General features: G+C 66.1%; 16 protein-coding genes and 2 tRNA genes. 9 read left to right on the top strand and 9 right to left on the bottom strand.

Features of this window, described 5'->3' with window-relative positions; genetic code table 11:
- Positions 1-32: 32 nt before the first annotated feature.
- Positions 33-503, bottom strand: a complete 471-nt coding sequence (locus A0U87_RS08875) for a hypothetical protein (protein ID WP_048937345.1) — start codon at positions 501-503, stop codon at positions 33-35.
- 165 nt (positions 504-668) lie between these two features.
- On the opposite strand from A0U87_RS08875, the gene A0U87_RS08870 reads away from it, so the two are divergent.
- The 3 genes from A0U87_RS08870 (at position 669) to A0U87_RS08860 (ending at position 2,098) form a co-directional block, all read left to right on the top strand.
- Entirely contained in the window at positions 669-1,823 is a 1,155-nt protein-coding gene (locus A0U87_RS08870; protein ID WP_004211703.1) for an AI-2E family transporter, read from the top strand.
- Positions 1,824-1,864: 41 nt separating this feature from the next.
- Positions 1,865-1,941, top strand: a tRNA-Asp gene (locus A0U87_RS08865).
- Positions 1,942-2,021: 80 nt separating this feature from the next.
- Positions 2,022-2,098, top strand: a tRNA-Asp gene (locus tag A0U87_RS08860).
- 101 nt (positions 2,099-2,199) lie between these two features.
- On the opposite strand, the gene aqpZ is transcribed toward A0U87_RS08860, so the two are convergent.
- The 5 genes from aqpZ to A0U87_RS08835 form a co-directional block, all read right to left on the bottom strand.
- Complete coding sequence (gene aqpZ / locus A0U87_RS08855; RefSeq protein WP_048937381.1) at positions 2,200-2,931, bottom strand: aquaporin Z; 732 nt, start codon at positions 2,929-2,931, stop codon at positions 2,200-2,202.
- Between the two features lie 255 nt (positions 2,932-3,186).
- Positions 3,187-3,429 (bottom strand): DUF2842 domain-containing protein, encoded by a 243-nt coding sequence (locus A0U87_RS08850; RefSeq protein ID WP_010337236.1) that lies wholly within the window; start codon positions 3,427-3,429, stop codon positions 3,187-3,189.
- 5 nt (positions 3,430-3,434) lie between these two features.
- Complete coding sequence (locus A0U87_RS08845) at positions 3,435-4,016, bottom strand: 5-formyltetrahydrofolate cyclo-ligase (RefSeq protein WP_048937344.1); 582 nt, start codon at positions 4,014-4,016, stop codon at positions 3,435-3,437.
- A gap of 196 nt (positions 4,017-4,212) precedes the next feature.
- Positions 4,213-4,548, bottom strand: coding sequence for a cell division protein ZapA (locus tag A0U87_RS08840; RefSeq protein ID WP_048937343.1), 336 nt, complete (start codon positions 4,546-4,548; stop codon positions 4,213-4,215).
- Positions 4,541-4,873: a hypothetical protein gene (locus A0U87_RS08835; protein ID WP_137405447.1), complete on the bottom strand. Its 333-nt coding sequence runs from the start codon at positions 4,871-4,873 to the stop codon at positions 4,541-4,543. The genes A0U87_RS08840 and A0U87_RS08835 overlap by 8 nt, the downstream gene beginning before the upstream one ends.
- A 32-nt stretch (positions 4,874-4,905) precedes the next feature.
- Here A0U87_RS08835 and tkt point away from each other — a divergent pair, with 32 nt between their 5' ends.
- From tkt to A0U87_RS08820, 3 genes are all read left to right on the top strand, one after another.
- Positions 4,906-6,873: a transketolase gene (gene tkt / locus A0U87_RS08830; RefSeq protein WP_048937342.1), complete on the top strand. Its 1,968-nt coding sequence runs from the start codon at positions 4,906-4,908 to the stop codon at positions 6,871-6,873.
- Positions 6,874-6,909: 36 nt separating this feature from the next.
- Complete coding sequence (gap, locus tag A0U87_RS08825; protein ID WP_004211711.1) at positions 6,910-7,920, top strand: type I glyceraldehyde-3-phosphate dehydrogenase; 1,011 nt, start codon at positions 6,910-6,912, stop codon at positions 7,918-7,920.
- A 71-nt stretch (positions 7,921-7,991) separates the two neighbouring features.
- Positions 7,992-9,194 carry a phosphoglycerate kinase gene (locus A0U87_RS08820; RefSeq protein ID WP_037507546.1) on the top strand — a complete coding sequence of 401 codons (1,203 nt, stop codon included), beginning with the start codon at positions 7,992-7,994 and terminating at the stop codon, positions 9,192-9,194.
- A gap of 20 nt (positions 9,195-9,214) precedes the next feature.
- On the opposite strand, the gene A0U87_RS08815 is transcribed toward A0U87_RS08820, so the two are convergent.
- Together A0U87_RS08815 and A0U87_RS08810 are read right to left on the bottom strand one after the other, a co-directional pair.
- Positions 9,215-10,426: an MFS transporter gene (locus A0U87_RS08815; RefSeq protein ID WP_048937341.1), complete on the bottom strand. Its 1,212-nt coding sequence runs from the start codon at positions 10,424-10,426 to the stop codon at positions 9,215-9,217.
- A 79-nt stretch (positions 10,427-10,505) separates the two neighbouring features.
- Positions 10,506-11,003, bottom strand: coding sequence for a TlpA disulfide reductase family protein (locus A0U87_RS08810; protein WP_053094329.1), 498 nt, complete (start codon positions 11,001-11,003; stop codon positions 10,506-10,508).
- A gap of 259 nt (positions 11,004-11,262) precedes the next feature.
- Here A0U87_RS08810 and A0U87_RS08805 point away from each other — a divergent pair, with 259 nt between their 5' ends.
- Entirely contained in the window at positions 11,263-12,168 is a 906-nt protein-coding gene (locus A0U87_RS08805; protein ID WP_048937340.1) for a fructose bisphosphate aldolase, read from the top strand.
- A gap of 5 nt (positions 12,169-12,173) precedes the next feature.
- Positions 12,174-12,743 (top strand): hypothetical protein, encoded by a 570-nt coding sequence (locus tag A0U87_RS08800; RefSeq protein WP_048937339.1) that lies wholly within the window; start codon positions 12,174-12,176, stop codon positions 12,741-12,743.
- Here the strand turns inward: A0U87_RS08800 and A0U87_RS08795 are convergent.
- Entirely contained in the window at positions 12,655-13,782 is a 1,128-nt protein-coding gene (locus A0U87_RS08795) for a P1 family peptidase (protein WP_137405446.1), read from the bottom strand. The two genes, A0U87_RS08800 and A0U87_RS08795, sit on opposite strands and share 89 nt — an antisense overlap.
- 74 nt (positions 13,783-13,856) lie before the next feature.
- Between A0U87_RS08795 and thiE the strand changes: the two genes are divergently transcribed.
- Positions 13,857-14,549, top strand: a complete 693-nt coding sequence (thiE, locus tag A0U87_RS08790; protein WP_010337227.1) for a thiamine phosphate synthase — start codon at positions 13,857-13,859, stop codon at positions 14,547-14,549.
- The last annotated feature ends 64 nt before the right edge of the window (positions 14,550-14,613 follow it).

Below are 14,613 nucleotides of genomic sequence, written 5' to 3'. Positions count from 1 at the left end.
GGGCGGCCATTGTCGCCCCGGTCCAGCCTGCGTCAGCGCACCTGCGCCCGATAGGTCAGCCGTCCCGATTGTCCCGGTGCCACGCTGTCGGGCAGGCGCCAGCGTATATGGGTAATATCCTCGGGCGTAGCGCGGCGGACACCGCCCAGCGGCGTCGGCAGCCATAATTGCTCCAGTCGGCCCCAATGGGCGCCGCCATCGACCGATGCCTGCATGGCGGGATCGGTCAGGTCGAGCAGGGTGCCGCGCGGCACCTGGCGAACCACGGTCAGCCCATGGGCCGTCCGGCTGCCTTCATGGCGCCAGTCGACCACGACGATCAACTGGTCGCCCGACATGGCGCGTTCGGCATTGGCGATGGTGCGGCGCGGGCGGCCATTGATGTCGGCCTGCACCCGTTCGACGAAGGTCCGGCTGTCGAGCCGCATATCCTGCGCCCCGGCCTGCCAGGATGCGGCCATGCCTGCGATCAGGCCCAGTCCCGCGATCAACCCTCTTGCCATGCGATATCCCCCTTATCGAATGTCCGCATCTCCTACGGCCAGTCTCCCCAATATTTGGTTAAGCCCCTGTTTGCCGTCTTCCTGATGCGATTCGCCGATGGCATTTGACCGGCCGGAGCGCCGGGTGCAGAGCAACATGGCGAATGCACAGGGGACGGATCGGGCGTGACCACCAACGAGGAACTGGAAGTCAATCGGCGGCGCGACCGTTTGCTGGCGTCGATCGCCTTGTCCTCGGGCGTCGGCCTGTTGCTGGCCTTGCCCTTCGCGCTGCGCGCGGGGGCCGAATTTTTCCTGCCGCTGACCGCCGCGCTGGTGATCGCGATCGCGCTGGTGCCGCTGCTCGAATGGCTGGAGCGGCGCGGGCTGCCCTCGGGCCTGTCGGCGCTGCTGGCGGTCGTCGCCTTCCTCAGCGTCGCCAACACCGCGCTGGTGCTGATCGTGGTGCCGGCGACCGACTGGTTCCGCATCCTGCCCCAGCGCCTACCCAAGATTCAGGCGACGCTGGCGCCGCTCATCGATTTTTATTCGCAGGCTCAGCGATTCGTCGACGAAACCGTCCAGATGCTGGTCGCGGGGCCGGCATCGGTCGCGCACCGGGCGGCGGTGGAAACGCCCGGATCGCTGCTGCAGTTCGCGGCCGCCTCCGCCCCGTCCGCGATCATCCAGATGGTGTTTGCGCTGCTCATCATCTATTTCTTCCTTGCCGGCTGGACCCGGCTGCGCCGCCGCACGATCAACAGCCGGGGCAGTTTCGACGGCGCCATGGCGGTCGCGCGGGTGATCCAGAATGTGGTCGACGCGACCTCCGCCTATGTGATGACGATCGCCACCATCAACCTGTGCCTGGGGCTCGCCGTGGCGCTGGCGCTCTGGCTTATCGGCATGCCCTCGCCCTGGATGTGGGGCGGCATCGTCGCATTGCTCAACTTCATTCCCTATTTCGGGCCGATGCTGGCCGCCGTGCTGCTGGCGCTGGGCGGCCTCATGGTGTTCGACGATGTCTGGACGGCGCTGCTGCCCGCCTTTCTCCAGATCGGCTTCCATCTGGTGGAGGCCAATGTCATCACGCCCACCATCCTTGGCCGTCGCCTGACGATGAACCCGCTGCTGATTCTCGTCTCGCTGACCTTCTGGGGCTGGGTCTGGGGCACGCCCGGTGCGCTGCTCGGCGTCCCGTTGCTCATCATCGTGCAGACCGTGGTGGCCGCCGCCGGCACGCCCGACATTGCCGGTTTCCTGTTCGAACAGGGGACGCTGACGGTCAGCCGTCGCAAAGAAAATGCAACAAGTGAAGAAACTGATGGCGAGGACGGTTGACAGCTTGGCCGGACCCGCATAGACGGCCGCCCACACCGAACGCGGGTGTAGCTCAGTTGGTTAGAGCGCCGGCCTGTCACGCCGGAGGTCGCGGGTTCGAGCCCCGTCACTCGCGCCACTTTCCCTGACAGGAAAGTCGGAAGGTAAACAGATTTGCATCATCTGGTGGCCATGGGTCACGATAGGATGCCGCCCTGCGCGGGTGTAGCTCAGTTGGTTAGAGCGCCGGCCTGTCACGCCGGAGGTCGCGGGTTCGAGCCCCGTCACTCGCGCCACTTCATCTTTGAAGTGATCCGATCGCAAGGCGATCCCTTCTTCCTCACATCGACATTGGCGGCGGGCCGACACCAACGGTATCGGCCCGTGACGATTCGTCTCAGAGGTGCTCGCCGGTCACATGCGGCGGCAGCGGTTCGTTGGCGAGCCAGCGATAGACGCCGCCGGCGGCCAGCGCGCCGATGATCGGCGCCACCCAGAACAGCCAGAGCTGATGCAGGGCCAGCCCGCCGACCAGCAGGGCAGGGCCGGTGCTGCGCGCCGGATTGACCGAGGTGTTGGTGACCGGGATGCTGATCAGGTGGATCAGCGTCAGCGCCAGGCCGATCGCGATCGGGGCAAAGCCCGCCGGCGCGCGGCTGTCGGTCGCGCCCAGGATGACGCTCAGGAAGCCGAAGGTCAGCACCATCTCGATCGCCAGCCCCGATGAAAGCGTGTAGCCGCCCGGCGAATGCAGGCCATAGCCATTGACCGCCAGGCCGTTGGGCGCCAGCTCATAGCCCGGCTGGCCGCTGGCGATGAACAGCAGCAGGGCGGCTGCGATCACCGCGCCCACCAGTTGCACGACGATATAGGGGGCGATGTCGCGGGCCGGGAAGCGCCCGCCGGCCCACAGGCCGATCGTTACCGCCGGATTGAGGTGACAGCCCGAAATATGACCGATGGAGAAGGCCATGGTCAGCACCGTGAGGCCGAAGGCCAGCGCCACGCCCAGCAGGCCGATGCCGACATCGGGAAAGGCGGCGGCCAGCACGGCGCTGCCGCACCCGCCGAACACCAGCCAGAATGTGCCGAAACATTCGGCAAATAGTCGCTTGCTCAATGGAACCATCGGATCCTCCTGTTGCACTGTGCGCCCGCCACCGGACATGGCTTGAGACCGGTGCGGGGTGGCGCCGCCCGGAGAATGCAGGATGACAGGAGGGGCGGTCCGCGGCATGGGCGGCCGATGCTGGTGACTGGCGCATGGACATGCCGTTGCCCCCGTTTCCGGCGAGCCGCCTGCATCGCGCAGAGCCGCGATGCGTCCGTTACGGTCGCCTAACGCTCAGGGATAAGGCGAAACACCATGGGCTGGGCATCGGGATTAACCCTGACGCCAGCGCCCCGTTTCCATCCAGGCGAGCAGCCGCCGCAGCGGCAGGATCCAGATCCAGATCAGGCCCAGGAAAATATAGACCGGCACCTGGCCCCACATCGGCAACTGGCCGATCAGCGGCGACAGGCTGCCGACCAGCACGGCCCAGCCCAGGATCAGTCCCAGGATCGCGAACATGCCGGCCGGCTTGCGCCAGCTGGGCTGATGATAATGGCGCGGGTCGATGCTCATCGGGTTCAGCCTGCCTCGATCACGGCGGTTTCGGTCAGGATCATGTCGAGCGGCAGATCCCACGGGTCGGCCGGCACATCATCCAGTTCCTGCGCCGACCAGGCAAGGCCGACGCGCAAGGCATCGGGATGGCGGGCAAAGGCGCGGTCATAATAGCCGCCACCCTGGCCAAGGCGGTTCATCCGCTGGTCGAAACCCAGCAGCGGCGCGATGATGACATCCGGCACCACCGCACCGCCTGACGGCTCGGGGTGGCTGGTGCCGAACAGGCCGGGGAACAGCTGGTCCTCGGGACGCCACAGCAGGAAATCCATGCTGCCGAGCCGATCGAGTACGCGCGGCAACGCCACCTGCTTGCCCATAACGCCCAGTTGCGGGGCCAGACGCTGCGCCGGCGCCTCGTCATCCAGCGCCATGTAGAGTGCGATCACCTGCGCGTCGGCGATACGCTGGGCGAGCGGGGAGGGGACGGCCTTGAACGCCAGCCTGTGGGTCAGCGCGTCGAGCGAGGCGACGAAGTTGCGCCGCCGCTGCCGGGCGATCGCGCGCAGGGTCGACTTGTCGGCGGCATCACTGTCGTCGGGCATGGGGTGCCTTTGCTGGGAAGAGGAGGGTGACGGGACCGCCTTGGCCGTTTGCTGGAATATCCTCTGACGCCTCAACGTCAGGTGGGGACCATGTAGATCGGGCCAGAGCCCGCCCAGGGACAGCCCCCGTGGATGTGATTATCGCCTCAGGGATGTTCGCTAAAGCTCGCACCAGGCAGTGCCCGTCGCCGCCAATCTAGGCGTCGGCGGCGCGGGCGGCAAGAGCCTCGCTCAGCTTTTCTACGCGCGCAGCCAACGCCTCGACCGCGCGGGCGGTCGGTTCGTCATCGCCATCCAGCGCCAGTTGCTCCTGTCGGCCGGCTGCGGCGCGCTTCAGTTCGTTGAGTTCGTCCGCCATGAACAGCGCCGCGAACAGCAAGGTGCGCACCTCGGTCAGGCCCGGCGTGCTGCGCTGCGCCTGATAGGCCTTGTCCTCGATGATCTGGGCCAGATGCGCCATATGCGCTTCCTCGCCATCGCGGCAGCGCAGCTGATAGGGGCGGCCGGCGATCTGCAGCATGATTTCAGCCATCGGTGCGCCCTCGCAATTCTCCGATCAGATCGTCCAGCGATTGCAATGCCGCCTGGGCGGCCATCTGGTCGATGCCGGAATTGCCATGGGGGACAGCCTGCGAAAGGCTGGCCACATTCTGTTCAAGCCGACTGATCGCGCGCTCCAGCGTGCCGATCGCCTGCATCATGCGGTCGCTTGCCATATTTTCTGCATAGCCAATGTTTTCGCCTTGCAAAAGCGCTGTTTGGACGGCTTGCCGCGCGCCGCGCCCCGCCTGCGGTTGACGCATGTGGATTGACGCGACAAAGGGAACCCAAATCGACTCGCCCGTTCGCGCGGGCATTCCATGCCAGTCATGAAAGACATCTTCCCGCTATGACCGTTTCCGACACGCAGCTCGCCAACGCCATCCGGGCGCTTTCCATGGACGCCGTGCAGGCTGCCAACAGCGGCCATCCCGGCATGCCGATGGGCATGGCTGACGTCGCCACCGTGCTGTTCAAGGATTATGTGAAGTTCGATCCGGCCGCGCCGAAATGGGCCGATCGCGACCGCTTCGTGCTGTCGGCCGGCCATGGCTCGATGCTGATCTACTCGCTGCTGAACCTCACCGGCTATGCCCGTCCGACGATGGACGACATCCGCGACTTCCGCCAGCTCAACAGCCCCTGCGCCGGCCACCCGGAGAATTTCGAGCTGGCAGGGGTCGAAGCGACCACCGGCCCGCTGGGTTCGGGCCTTGCCACCGCCGTCGGCATGGCGATTGCCGAGCGTCACCTGAATGCCGAGTTCGGCGACGATCTGGTCGATCACCGCACCTGGGTGATCGCCGGCGACGGCTGCCTGATGGAAGGCATCAACCATGAGGCGATCGGCCTTGCCGGTCACCTCAACCTCTCGCGCCTGATCGTGCTGTGGGACGACAACAAGATCACCATCGACGGCGCCGTCGATTTGTCGAGCAACGAAGATGTCCGCGCCCGCTATGCCGCCACCGGCTGGCATGTCGTGTCGTGCGACGGCCATGACGTTGCCGATGTCCGCCGCGCTATCGACGAAGCACTGGCCGATCCGCGTCCCTCGCTGATCGCCTGTGCCACCAAGATCGGTTATGGCGCGCCGAACAAGGCCGGCACCTCGGGCGTCCACGGCTCGGCGCTGGGCGAGGCCGAAGTCGCCGCCGCCCGCGAGTTCCTGGGCTGGACCGCCGAACCCTTCGTCGTCCCCGCCGACATCGACGCCGCCTGGAAGGCGATCGGTGCCAAGGGTGGTGATGTTCGCAAGGCCTGGGAAGGTCGCCTGGCAAATGCTTCGGAAGGCGCTGAATTTTTGCGGCGTATGGCGGGCGAACTGCCGGCTGGCTTCTCGCTCGACGCCTATATCGACAGCCTGATCGCCAACCCGCAGAAGGTCGCCACCCGCAAGGCCAGCGAACTGGCGCTGGGCGCGATCAACGATCTGCTGCCCGAAACCGTCGGCGGCTCGGCCGACCTCACCGGCTCGAACAACACCAAGACCAAGTCGACCGGCCCGCTGACCCGTGACGATTATTCGGGCCGCTATGTCTATTATGGCATCCGCGAATTCGGCATGGCCTGCGCGATGAACGGCATGGCGCTGCATGGTGGCGTGATCCCCTATGGCGGCACCTTCCTGGTATTCTCCGACTATATGCGCGCCGGCATCCGCCTCGCCGCGCTGCAGGAACAGCGCGTGATCCACGTCCTCACCCATGACTCGATCGGTCTGGGCGAAGACGGCCCGACCCACCAGCCGATCGAGCATGTCATGTCGATGCGCATGATCCCGAACCTCGACGTCTATCGCCCGGCCGACATCGTCGAGACGGCGGAGTGCTGGGAATTGGCGCTCAAGGATGCGACCGGCCCGTCGGTGCTGGCGCTGACCCGCCAGAACCTGCCGCAGCTGCGCCTGGAAAAAGCTGAGAATCTGTCGGCCAAGGGCGCCTATCGCCTGGTCGCCGCGACCGCCGATCGCAAGGTCGTGCTGCTCGCCACCGGTTCGGAAGTCGAGATCGCCGTCGCCACCGCAAAGGCGCTGGAAGAGCAGGGCATCGGCGCCGACGTCGTGTCGATGCCCAGCTGGGCCCATTTCGACGCGCAGGACGCCGCCTACAAGGCCGACATCCTGCCCGCCGGCGTGCTGCGCGCCTCGATCGAGGCCGGCACCACCTTCGGCTGGGAACGCTATACCGGCCTTGACGGCCTGCGCTTCGGCATCGACAGCTTCGGCGCGTCGGCCCCTGCCGAAGTGCTCTACGACCATTTCGGCCTGACCGCCGCCAAGATCGCTCCGCAGATCAAGGCCGCGCTCGGCGCCTGAGCCCAAGACCTACACGCAAACCGGGAGACAAGTGCAGTGGCAACGAAGGTAGCAATCAACGGTTTCGGCCGCATCGGTCGTCTGGTGGCGCGCGCCATCCTCTCGCGCACCGACCATGATCTGGAACTGGTGAGCATCAACGACCTGGGCGATGCCAAGGCCAATGCCCTGCTGTTCAAGCGCGACTCGGTCCATGGCAACTGGGCCGGCGAAGTCAGCGTCGACGGCGATTTCCTGGTGGTCGACGGCAAGAAGATCAAGGTGACGGCAGAGCGCGATCCCGCCAACCTGCCGCACGCCGAACTGGGCGTCGAAATCGCCCTGGAATGCACCGGCATCTTCACCAGCAAGGACAAGGCCGGCGCCCACCTGACCGCCGGCGCCAAGCGCGTCGTCATCTCGGCACCGGGTACCAATGTCGACAAGACTGTCGTCTTCGGTGTCAACCATGACGAGCTGACCGCCGACGACATCATCATCTCGAACGCCAGCTGCACCACCAACTGCCTGGCGCCGCTCGCCAAGGTGCTGAACGATTCGATCGGCATCGAACGCGGCTTCATGACCACGATCCACAGCTACACCAACGATCAGAACACGCTGGACCAGATCCACAAGGACATGCGTCGCGCCCGCGCCGCTGCCCTGTCGATGATCCCGACCACCACCGGTGCCGCCCGCGCCGTGGGTGAGGTTCTGCCGGCGCTCAAGGGCAAGCTGGACGGTTCGTCGGTCCGCGTGCCGACCCCGAACGTCTCGGTCGTCGACCTGAAGTTCATCCCCAGCCGCGCCACCACGGTCGAGGAAGTCAACGGCCTGCTCAAGGCTGCGTCGGAATCCGGCCCGCTCAAGGGTATCCTCGGCTATTCGGACGAGCCGCTGGTCTCGATCGATTATAATGGCGATCCGCGCAGCTCGACCGTCGACAGCCTGGAAACGGCCGTGATCGAGGGCAACCTGGTCCGCGTGCTCAGCTGGTACGACAATGAATGGGGCTTCTCGAACCGCATGATCGACACCTCGGGTGTCATGGCGAAGTTCCTCTAAGCCTTCTCAGCCCCGCCGGATCAACCGGCGGGGTTTTTCTTCTAATATAATTCCAAATTCTAGGAGCGATCATGGCAAAGCCGTTCAAGACACTCGACGACATGGGCGACATCACCGGCAAGGTGGTGCTGGTGCGCGAGGATCTGAACGTGCCGATGCAGGACGGTTCGGTCAGCGACGACACCCGTCTGCGCGCGGCGATGCCGACTATCCTGGAACTGGCCGATCGCGGCGCCAAGGTGCTGATCCTGGCCCATTTCGGCCGGCCCAAGGGTCAGAAGAACCCGGAATTTTCGCTGAGCAAGATCACCCGTCCGCTGACCCAGGTGCTGGGCCGCGAGGTGCAGTTCATTCCCGACTGCCAGGGTGAAGCCGCGACCGACGGTATCAAGGTGATGCGCAACGGCGACATCGCCATCCTCGAAAATACCCGCTTCCATGCCGGCGAGGAAAAGAACGACCCCGCGCTGGTCGATGCGATCGCCGCGATCGGCGATCTCTATGTCAACGACGCCTTTTCCGCCGCGCACCGCGCCCATGCTTCGACCGAGGGGCTGGCCCACAAGCTGCCCGCCTTTGCCGGCCGCTCGATGGAAAAGGAGCTGGACGCGCTCGAAGCCGCGCTCGGTGCCCCGGTCAAGCCGGTCGCGGCCGTCGTCGGCGGCGCCAAGGTGTCGACCAAGCTCGACGTGCTCAACAATCTCGTCACCAAGGTCGATCATCTGATCATCGGCGGCGGCATGGCCAACACCTTCCTCCATGCCCGTGGCGTCGATGTCGGCAAGTCGCTGTGCGAAAAGGATCTGGCCGACACGGCGGACGCCATCTTCGACAAGGCGGAAGAAGCCGGCTGCATCATCCATCTGCCCTATGACGTGGTCGTGGCGAAGGAATTTGCCGCCAACCCGCCGTCGGTCCGGACCTGCAACGTCCATGAAGTCGCCGAGGACGAGATGATCCTCGACGTCGGTCCGGCCGCGGTCGAGGCGCTGGGCGATGCGCTCAAGAATTGCCGCACCCTGGTGTGGAACGGCCCGCTCGGCGCGTTCGAGATCGCGCCCTTCGACGCCGCGACCGTCGCCCTTGCCAAGACCGCGGCGGCGCTCACCAAGGAAGGGCAGCTGGTCTCGGTCGCGGGCGGTGGCGACACCGTCGCCGCGCTCAACCATGCCGGCGCGGCCGCCGACTTCACCTTCATCTCGACCGCTGGCGGCGCCTTCCTCGAATGGATGGAAGGCAAGGAACTGCCGGGCGTGAAGGCGCTCTACGCCTAAGCCTTTTGACGGCGGGGGCGTCAGCGCGTGGCGCTGGCGCCCCGGTCGAACAGGATGAAGACCAGCGCGGCCACGCCGCCAATCGCTGCACCGGCGATCGCGCTCAGGCTCCAGCCGCCCGCTTCATAGGTGGTCGACCCGATCACCGATCCCAGCGCCCCCACCACGAACATCACCGTCATATAGGCCGCGTTGATCCGGCCGCGCGCATGGGGATCGAGCGAGAAGATCAGCTTCTGCCCGGTGATCTGGCTGACCTGCACCGCCGCATCGATCAGCACCGCCATGATGGTGAAGCCGATCAGGCTGCCCGCCGCCACCGTCCAGTCCGCCAGCAGGAAGCCGATCGATAGCGCGATCAGCGCGCCGAGCGAGGCCGGGCCGGTCAGGCGCCGGTCCGCCAGCCAGCCCGCCACCGGCGCCACCAGCGCGCCGCCTGCGCCAGCGAGCGCAAAGGCGCCGATGCCGTTATGGCCCAGGCCAAAGTCATGGATCAGGCTTAGCGGCGCGGCGGTCCAGAACAGGTTGAACGCCGCGAACATCGAGGCCTGGTAGAAGGCGCGCATCCGCACGACGCGATATTTGCCAAGCTGCGAGAAGGTGGAGCTTAGGACTTCGCCATAATGCATGCCGCCCTTGGGCCGGCGCTGCGGACAGGCGATCAGCAGCGCGATCGCGACCAGCGCGATCACCCCGGCCGACAGCAGGAAGGTCGCACGCCAGCCCATCGAACCAGCAAGGAAGCTGGCGATCGGCCGCGACAGCATGATGCCGAACAGCAACCCGCTCATCACTGTGCCGACCACGCGCCCCTGCCGCTCGGGTGGGGCGAGGTGAGAGGCCAGCGGGATCAGCACCTGCACGCCGGTCGCGCCGACGCCGGTCATGACCGACGCGATCAGGAAGGTCGCGGGACCATTGGACAGGGCGATGGCGATACAGCCCAGCACCGTCGCCACCGCCGATATCAGCACGATCCGCCGGTTCTCGAACAGGTCGGCCAGCGGCACCACCAGGATGATGCCCAGGCCATAGCCAAGCTGCGTCAGCGTGGTGATGAGGCCTGCGACCCCGGCCGACATGCCGATCTCCGGCCCGATCACGTCGATCAGTGTCTGGGCATAATAGAGGTTGGCCACCATCGTCCCGCACGCGACCGCCATCAGCAATATGGCAAAGCGGGACAGGGGCGCATCATCGCGCGGCAGGGGCAGGGCGGCAGAATGGGTCATGCCGCCCTAATGGTCACCCCCGGAAGCGCTTTCAACCCGATGACGGAAATTTCATTGTGCAATGCAACGGAAATTGGCCTCAGGCGGGCGGCTGTTCGTTGAGCAAGGGCACCAGCAGCGCATTGAGATCCTCCAGATCGAACGCGCCTGACTTGGCGTAGCGCAGCCGGCCCGCCCGATCGATGACGAAATTGGTCGGCACCCCGGTCAGTGGGCCATAAGGCCCCTTGATCCTTTTGGCCGACGGGATGTGCATCGCAGCGAACAATTGCTTCAGCTGCGCGATCGGCACCGATCCTTCGGTCGTGATCGCGAATATCTTCAGCCCATGTTTCTTCTGGAGCCCATAATAGCTGTCGAGCGTCGGTAATTCCTTGCGACACGGTACGCACCAGGTCGCCCAGAAATTGAGCAGCACCACCTGGCCCTTCAGTTCCGTCAGCGACACCTTGCTGCCGTCGATCAGCGTCAGCTCGAAATCCGGCGCCATCTCGCCGACGACCGGCTTGGTCGCCGCCTGCGCCGCCCCGATATCGAGCAGCCCCAGCATCAGCGCGGCCGCCATGACGGGCCGCATCTTCCCGATCCCCATTCTTCCCCCGATTCAGACCTTTGGCCACAGCCTATCAGGCACTTTCGCACGCGCCAACGATATTGGCGGCCGCCCCGTCGCCGCGCGGGGTCAAGCATCTTGCGGTGCGACATGGGACTAGCTAACAGCCCGGATACCGGCGGGCCTGACGGCGCGCTACAGTCATGCCCTCGGGTTTGCCCGATGGCTTCCATCTTTCCGCGCTGCCGAGGGGGCGGCGCGCCCCAAGAGAAGGTATGTGCAGATGCTGGATCAGGACATGGTCAAGAAGGTTTCCGACGGTCAGGGCTTTATCGCCGCGCTCGACCAGAGCGGCGGTTCCACGCCCAAGGCGCTCAAGGGCTATGGCGTCGAAGAAAGCGCCTGGAGCAATGACGAGGAGATGTTCGGCCTGATCCATGGCATGCGCAGCCGTGTCATCACTTCGCCCGCCTTCACCGGCGACAAGGTGCTGGGCGCGATCCTGTTCGAGCGCACCATGGACGGCACCGTCGACGGCAAGCCGACCCCGACCGCGCTGCTCGAACGCGGCGTCGTGCCCTTCATCAAGATCGACAAGGGGCTGGAGGATGAGGCGAACGGCGTGCAGCTGATGAAGCCGATGCCCGAACTCGACGCGCTGCTCGCCCGCGCCAAGGGCCTGGGCGTGTTCGGCACCAAGGAACGCTCGGTCGTCAACCTCGCCAACCGTGAGGGCATTGCCGCCGTGGTCGCGCAGCAGTTCGAAGTCGGCCGCCAAGTGCTGGCCGGCGGCCTGATGCCGATCATCGAACCCGAAGTGAACATCAAGTCGCCCGAACGCGCCGAGGCCGACCAGATCCTGCTCGAGGAAATCCTCAAGCAGCTCGACGCCCTGCCCGAAGGCGAGCAGGTGATGCTCAAGCTCTCGCTGCCCGCCAAGGCCGGCCTGTTCGATCCGCTGGTCGATCATCCCAAGGTGCTGCGCGTCGTCGCCCTGTCGGGTGGCTTCAGCCGCACCGAAGCCTGCGCCGAACTGGCCAAGAATCGCGGCATCATCGCCAGCTTCAGCCGCGCGCTGCTGAACGACCTGCGCCACCAGATGAGCGACGACGAATTCAACGCGTCGCTGGGCGGCGCGATCGACGAGATCTACGCTGCTTCGGCCACCAAGACCCCGGTCGCGGCCTGACGCATATGGACGGCGCCGGGCAGAGGGAAAATCCCGCCGGCGCCGTCTTTTCCTATCATCGCGCGGTCGCGCCGATGCTCTGGGTTTTATTGGGCCTGATGGTCGTCGAGACGTCCGTGGTCCATCTGCTGGTCGCGCTGTGGAGCCCGCGCGCGGCGCTTGTCCTTTCGCTGCTGAGCCTCGCCACGATCGGTTGGTTCATCCTTTTCATCCGATCCTTCCGCGACCATCCGGTGCGGATCGGCCCGGACGGGCTGGTCTGGCCTGTGGGCAAGCTGCGCAGCCTCTCCATCCCCTGGTCGCAAGTCGCAGGGCTGCGCGACGACTGGACGCTGGCCGATCTCAAGGCGGCAGGCCTCTTCAACGGCGCGCTGGTCGCCCATCCCAACGTCGTCATCGCGCTCGACCCACCGGCCAAGGCAGGTCGGCGCACGATCCGCTACCTTGCCCACCGGCTTGACGATCCAGTCGCCTTCATCGCTGCCTTCAGCGCGTGCGCTTCAGCATCGGCAGCACCTTGTCGAGCGGCAGGGCCTCTGCCGTCCCGCGATTGCCGGCCACGGTCTGCGCCCTGAACAGCGCGTTCAACACCGCTTCCTCGGTCGCCTCGATCGTCGCCTGGAACAGCGGCGAGATGCGGTCATTGGGCAGGTCATCGACCGCCGCCACGGCATTGCGCTTCGCCGTCGTGCGCCGCACTGCATCGCTGGTGGAGAAGGCGATGGCATAGTCGCCCGACCCGTTGGAGAAGCTCGACCCGGTCCGCGCGATGCCGCCAAAGGCGCGCTCGGCGACGCGGCGCAGGTTGCGGTCGGACAGCGGCGCATCGGTCGCGATCACGATCACGACCGATCCGTCCGCCTTCTTTTCCTCCACCTGCTGGCGATAGTCGTAGCGGCCAAGCTTCACCCCCACCGGCACGCCCGCGATCGTCAGCACCCCGCCATAATTGGCCTGGACCAGCACGCCCACGGTCCAGCCCCCGAGCGACGCAGGCAGCTTGCGGGAGGATGTGCCGATCCCCGCCTTGAAGCCGAACGCCACCGCGCCGGTGCCCGCGCCCACGCCGCCTTCCTCGACCGGGCCGGCCTTGGCGCTCTCGATCGCGCGCCGCGCGTCGGCGATGGTGACATGCCGCCCGCGAATGTCATTGAGCATGCCGTCATTGGTCTCGCCCACCACGGCATTGACCGACCGCACCTCCTCATTGCCGGTCTGCGCCAGCGTCCATTCGACCGAGGCTGCGCTCGCCTCCGCCACGTTCAGCGTATTGGTCAGCAGGATCGGCGTCTCGATCTCGCCCAGTTCGGCCACCTGGGTCGATCCCATGAACTTGCCGAACGCATTATAGGCGACGAAGCCGGCCGGCACCTTGTCCTGGAACAGGTTGCCGCCATGAGGCAGGATCGCGGTGACGCCGGTGTTGACGTCCTTGCTGCGCGGCAGCGTCACCTGGCCCACCTTCACCCCCGCGACATCGGTGATCGCGTTGAGCGGGCCGGGCTGGAGGATGCCGACGGTCACGCCTGCCTCCCGCGCGCGCGGCCGCGGCGCCTCCTGCGCCAGCACGGGCGCGGCGGACAGGAGCAGCAGGGCGGCGAAAGCATGGCGCATGGAATATCCTTCGGTATTGTGATCGCGGTCATAGCCGCACTTGGCGCGGCCGCGCGAGCGGCTATAAGGCGCGCATGACCGATTTCACTGACGAAGAACTGGCGCTCGACCCCCATTTTGCCGAGCAGTTCGAAAAGGGCTTTCGCCCCGCTTGCCAACTCTATCTGATTTCGCCGCCGGCGATCGACGAGACTTTCGTCGATCAGCTCGCCCAGGCATTCGACGGCGGCAAGGTCGCCGCCTTCCAGTTGCGCCTCAAAGGGATCGACGATCATGCCATCGCGGCACTCGCCGGGCCGATCCAAGCGCTCTGTGCCGAGCGCGAGGTCGCCTTCATCATCAATGACAGCATCGGCCTTGCCAAGCGGCTGAACGCTGATGGTGTCCATCTGGGGCAGGAAGATGGCGACCCGCGCGAGGCGCGCAAGCAGCTTGGCCCCAAGGTCCAGATCGGCGTCACCTGTCACGACAGCCGCCATCTGGCGATGGAAGCGGGCGAGGCGGGAGCCGACTATGTCGCCTTCGGCGCCTTCTACCCGACCACGACCAAGGAAACGACGCACCGCGCCGAACCGTCGATCCTGGGCTGGTGGACCACCCTGTTCGAACTGCCCTGCGTCGCGATCGGCGGCATCACGCCGGACAATGCCGCCCCCCTGATCGCGGCAGGCGCCGACTTCCTGGCGGTCAGCGGCACGGTGTGGAATCACCCCGAAGGGCCCAAGGCCGGGGTCGCCGCCTTCGCGTCGGTGCTGGGCGGCGCCTAATCGCGGGTTTATCCCGATAGGCAAAGGGCCGCCGCCGGGCCAGCATCCCTGCAATCGGGCAAGG

The organism is Sphingobium sp. MP9-4, from assembly GCF_005281675.1.
Lineage (GTDB): Bacteria > Pseudomonadota > Alphaproteobacteria > Sphingomonadales > Sphingomonadaceae > Sphingobium > Sphingobium yanoikuyae.
The sequence above is the reverse complement of the archived record's forward strand: the minus strand, read 5'-3'. Positions and strand labels throughout refer to the sequence as shown.

What these genes read in the sequence shown, in the direction of transcription:
- A0U87_RS08875 (WP_048937345.1), bottom strand. Translation starts at nt 503, where the DNA reads ATGGCAAGAGGGTTGATCGCGGGACTGGGCCTGATCGCAGGCATGGCC.
- aqpZ (WP_048937381.1), bottom strand. Translation starts at nt 2,931, where the DNA reads ATGGTTCCATTGAGCAAGCGACTATTTGCCGAATGTTTCGGCACATTC.
- A0U87_RS08850 (WP_010337236.1), bottom strand. Translation starts at nt 3,429, where the DNA reads ATGAGCATCGACCCGCGCCATTATCATCAGCCCAGCTGGCGCAAGCCG.
- A0U87_RS08845 (WP_048937344.1), bottom strand. Translation starts at nt 4,016, where the DNA reads ATGCCCGACGACAGTGATGCCGCCGACAAGTCGACCCTGCGCGCGATC.
- A0U87_RS08840 (WP_048937343.1), bottom strand. Translation starts at nt 4,548, where the DNA reads ATGGCTGAAATCATGCTGCAGATCGCCGGCCGCCCCTATCAGCTGCGC.
- A0U87_RS08835 (WP_137405447.1), bottom strand. Translation starts at nt 4,873, where the DNA reads ATGCCCGCGCGAACGGGCGAGTCGATTTGGGTTCCCTTTGTCGCGTCA.
- tkt (WP_048937342.1), top strand. Translation starts at nt 4,906, where the DNA reads ATGACCGTTTCCGACACGCAGCTCGCCAACGCCATCCGGGCGCTTTCC.
- A0U87_RS08820 (WP_037507546.1), top strand. Translation starts at nt 7,992, where the DNA reads ATGGCAAAGCCGTTCAAGACACTCGACGACATGGGCGACATCACCGGC.
- A0U87_RS08815 (WP_048937341.1), bottom strand. Translation starts at nt 10,426, where the DNA reads ATGACCCATTCTGCCGCCCTGCCCCTGCCGCGCGATGATGCGCCCCTG.
- A0U87_RS08810 (WP_053094329.1), bottom strand. Translation starts at nt 11,003, where the DNA reads ATGCGGCCCGTCATGGCGGCCGCGCTGATGCTGGGGCTGCTCGATATC.
- A0U87_RS08805 (WP_048937340.1), top strand. Translation starts at nt 11,263, where the DNA reads ATGCTGGATCAGGACATGGTCAAGAAGGTTTCCGACGGTCAGGGCTTT.
- A0U87_RS08800 (WP_048937339.1), top strand. Translation starts at nt 12,174, where the DNA reads ATGGACGGCGCCGGGCAGAGGGAAAATCCCGCCGGCGCCGTCTTTTCC.
- A0U87_RS08795 (WP_137405446.1), bottom strand. Translation starts at nt 13,782, where the DNA reads ATGCGCCATGCTTTCGCCGCCCTGCTGCTCCTGTCCGCCGCGCCCGTG.
- thiE (WP_010337227.1), top strand. Translation starts at nt 13,857, where the DNA reads ATGACCGATTTCACTGACGAAGAACTGGCGCTCGACCCCCATTTTGCC.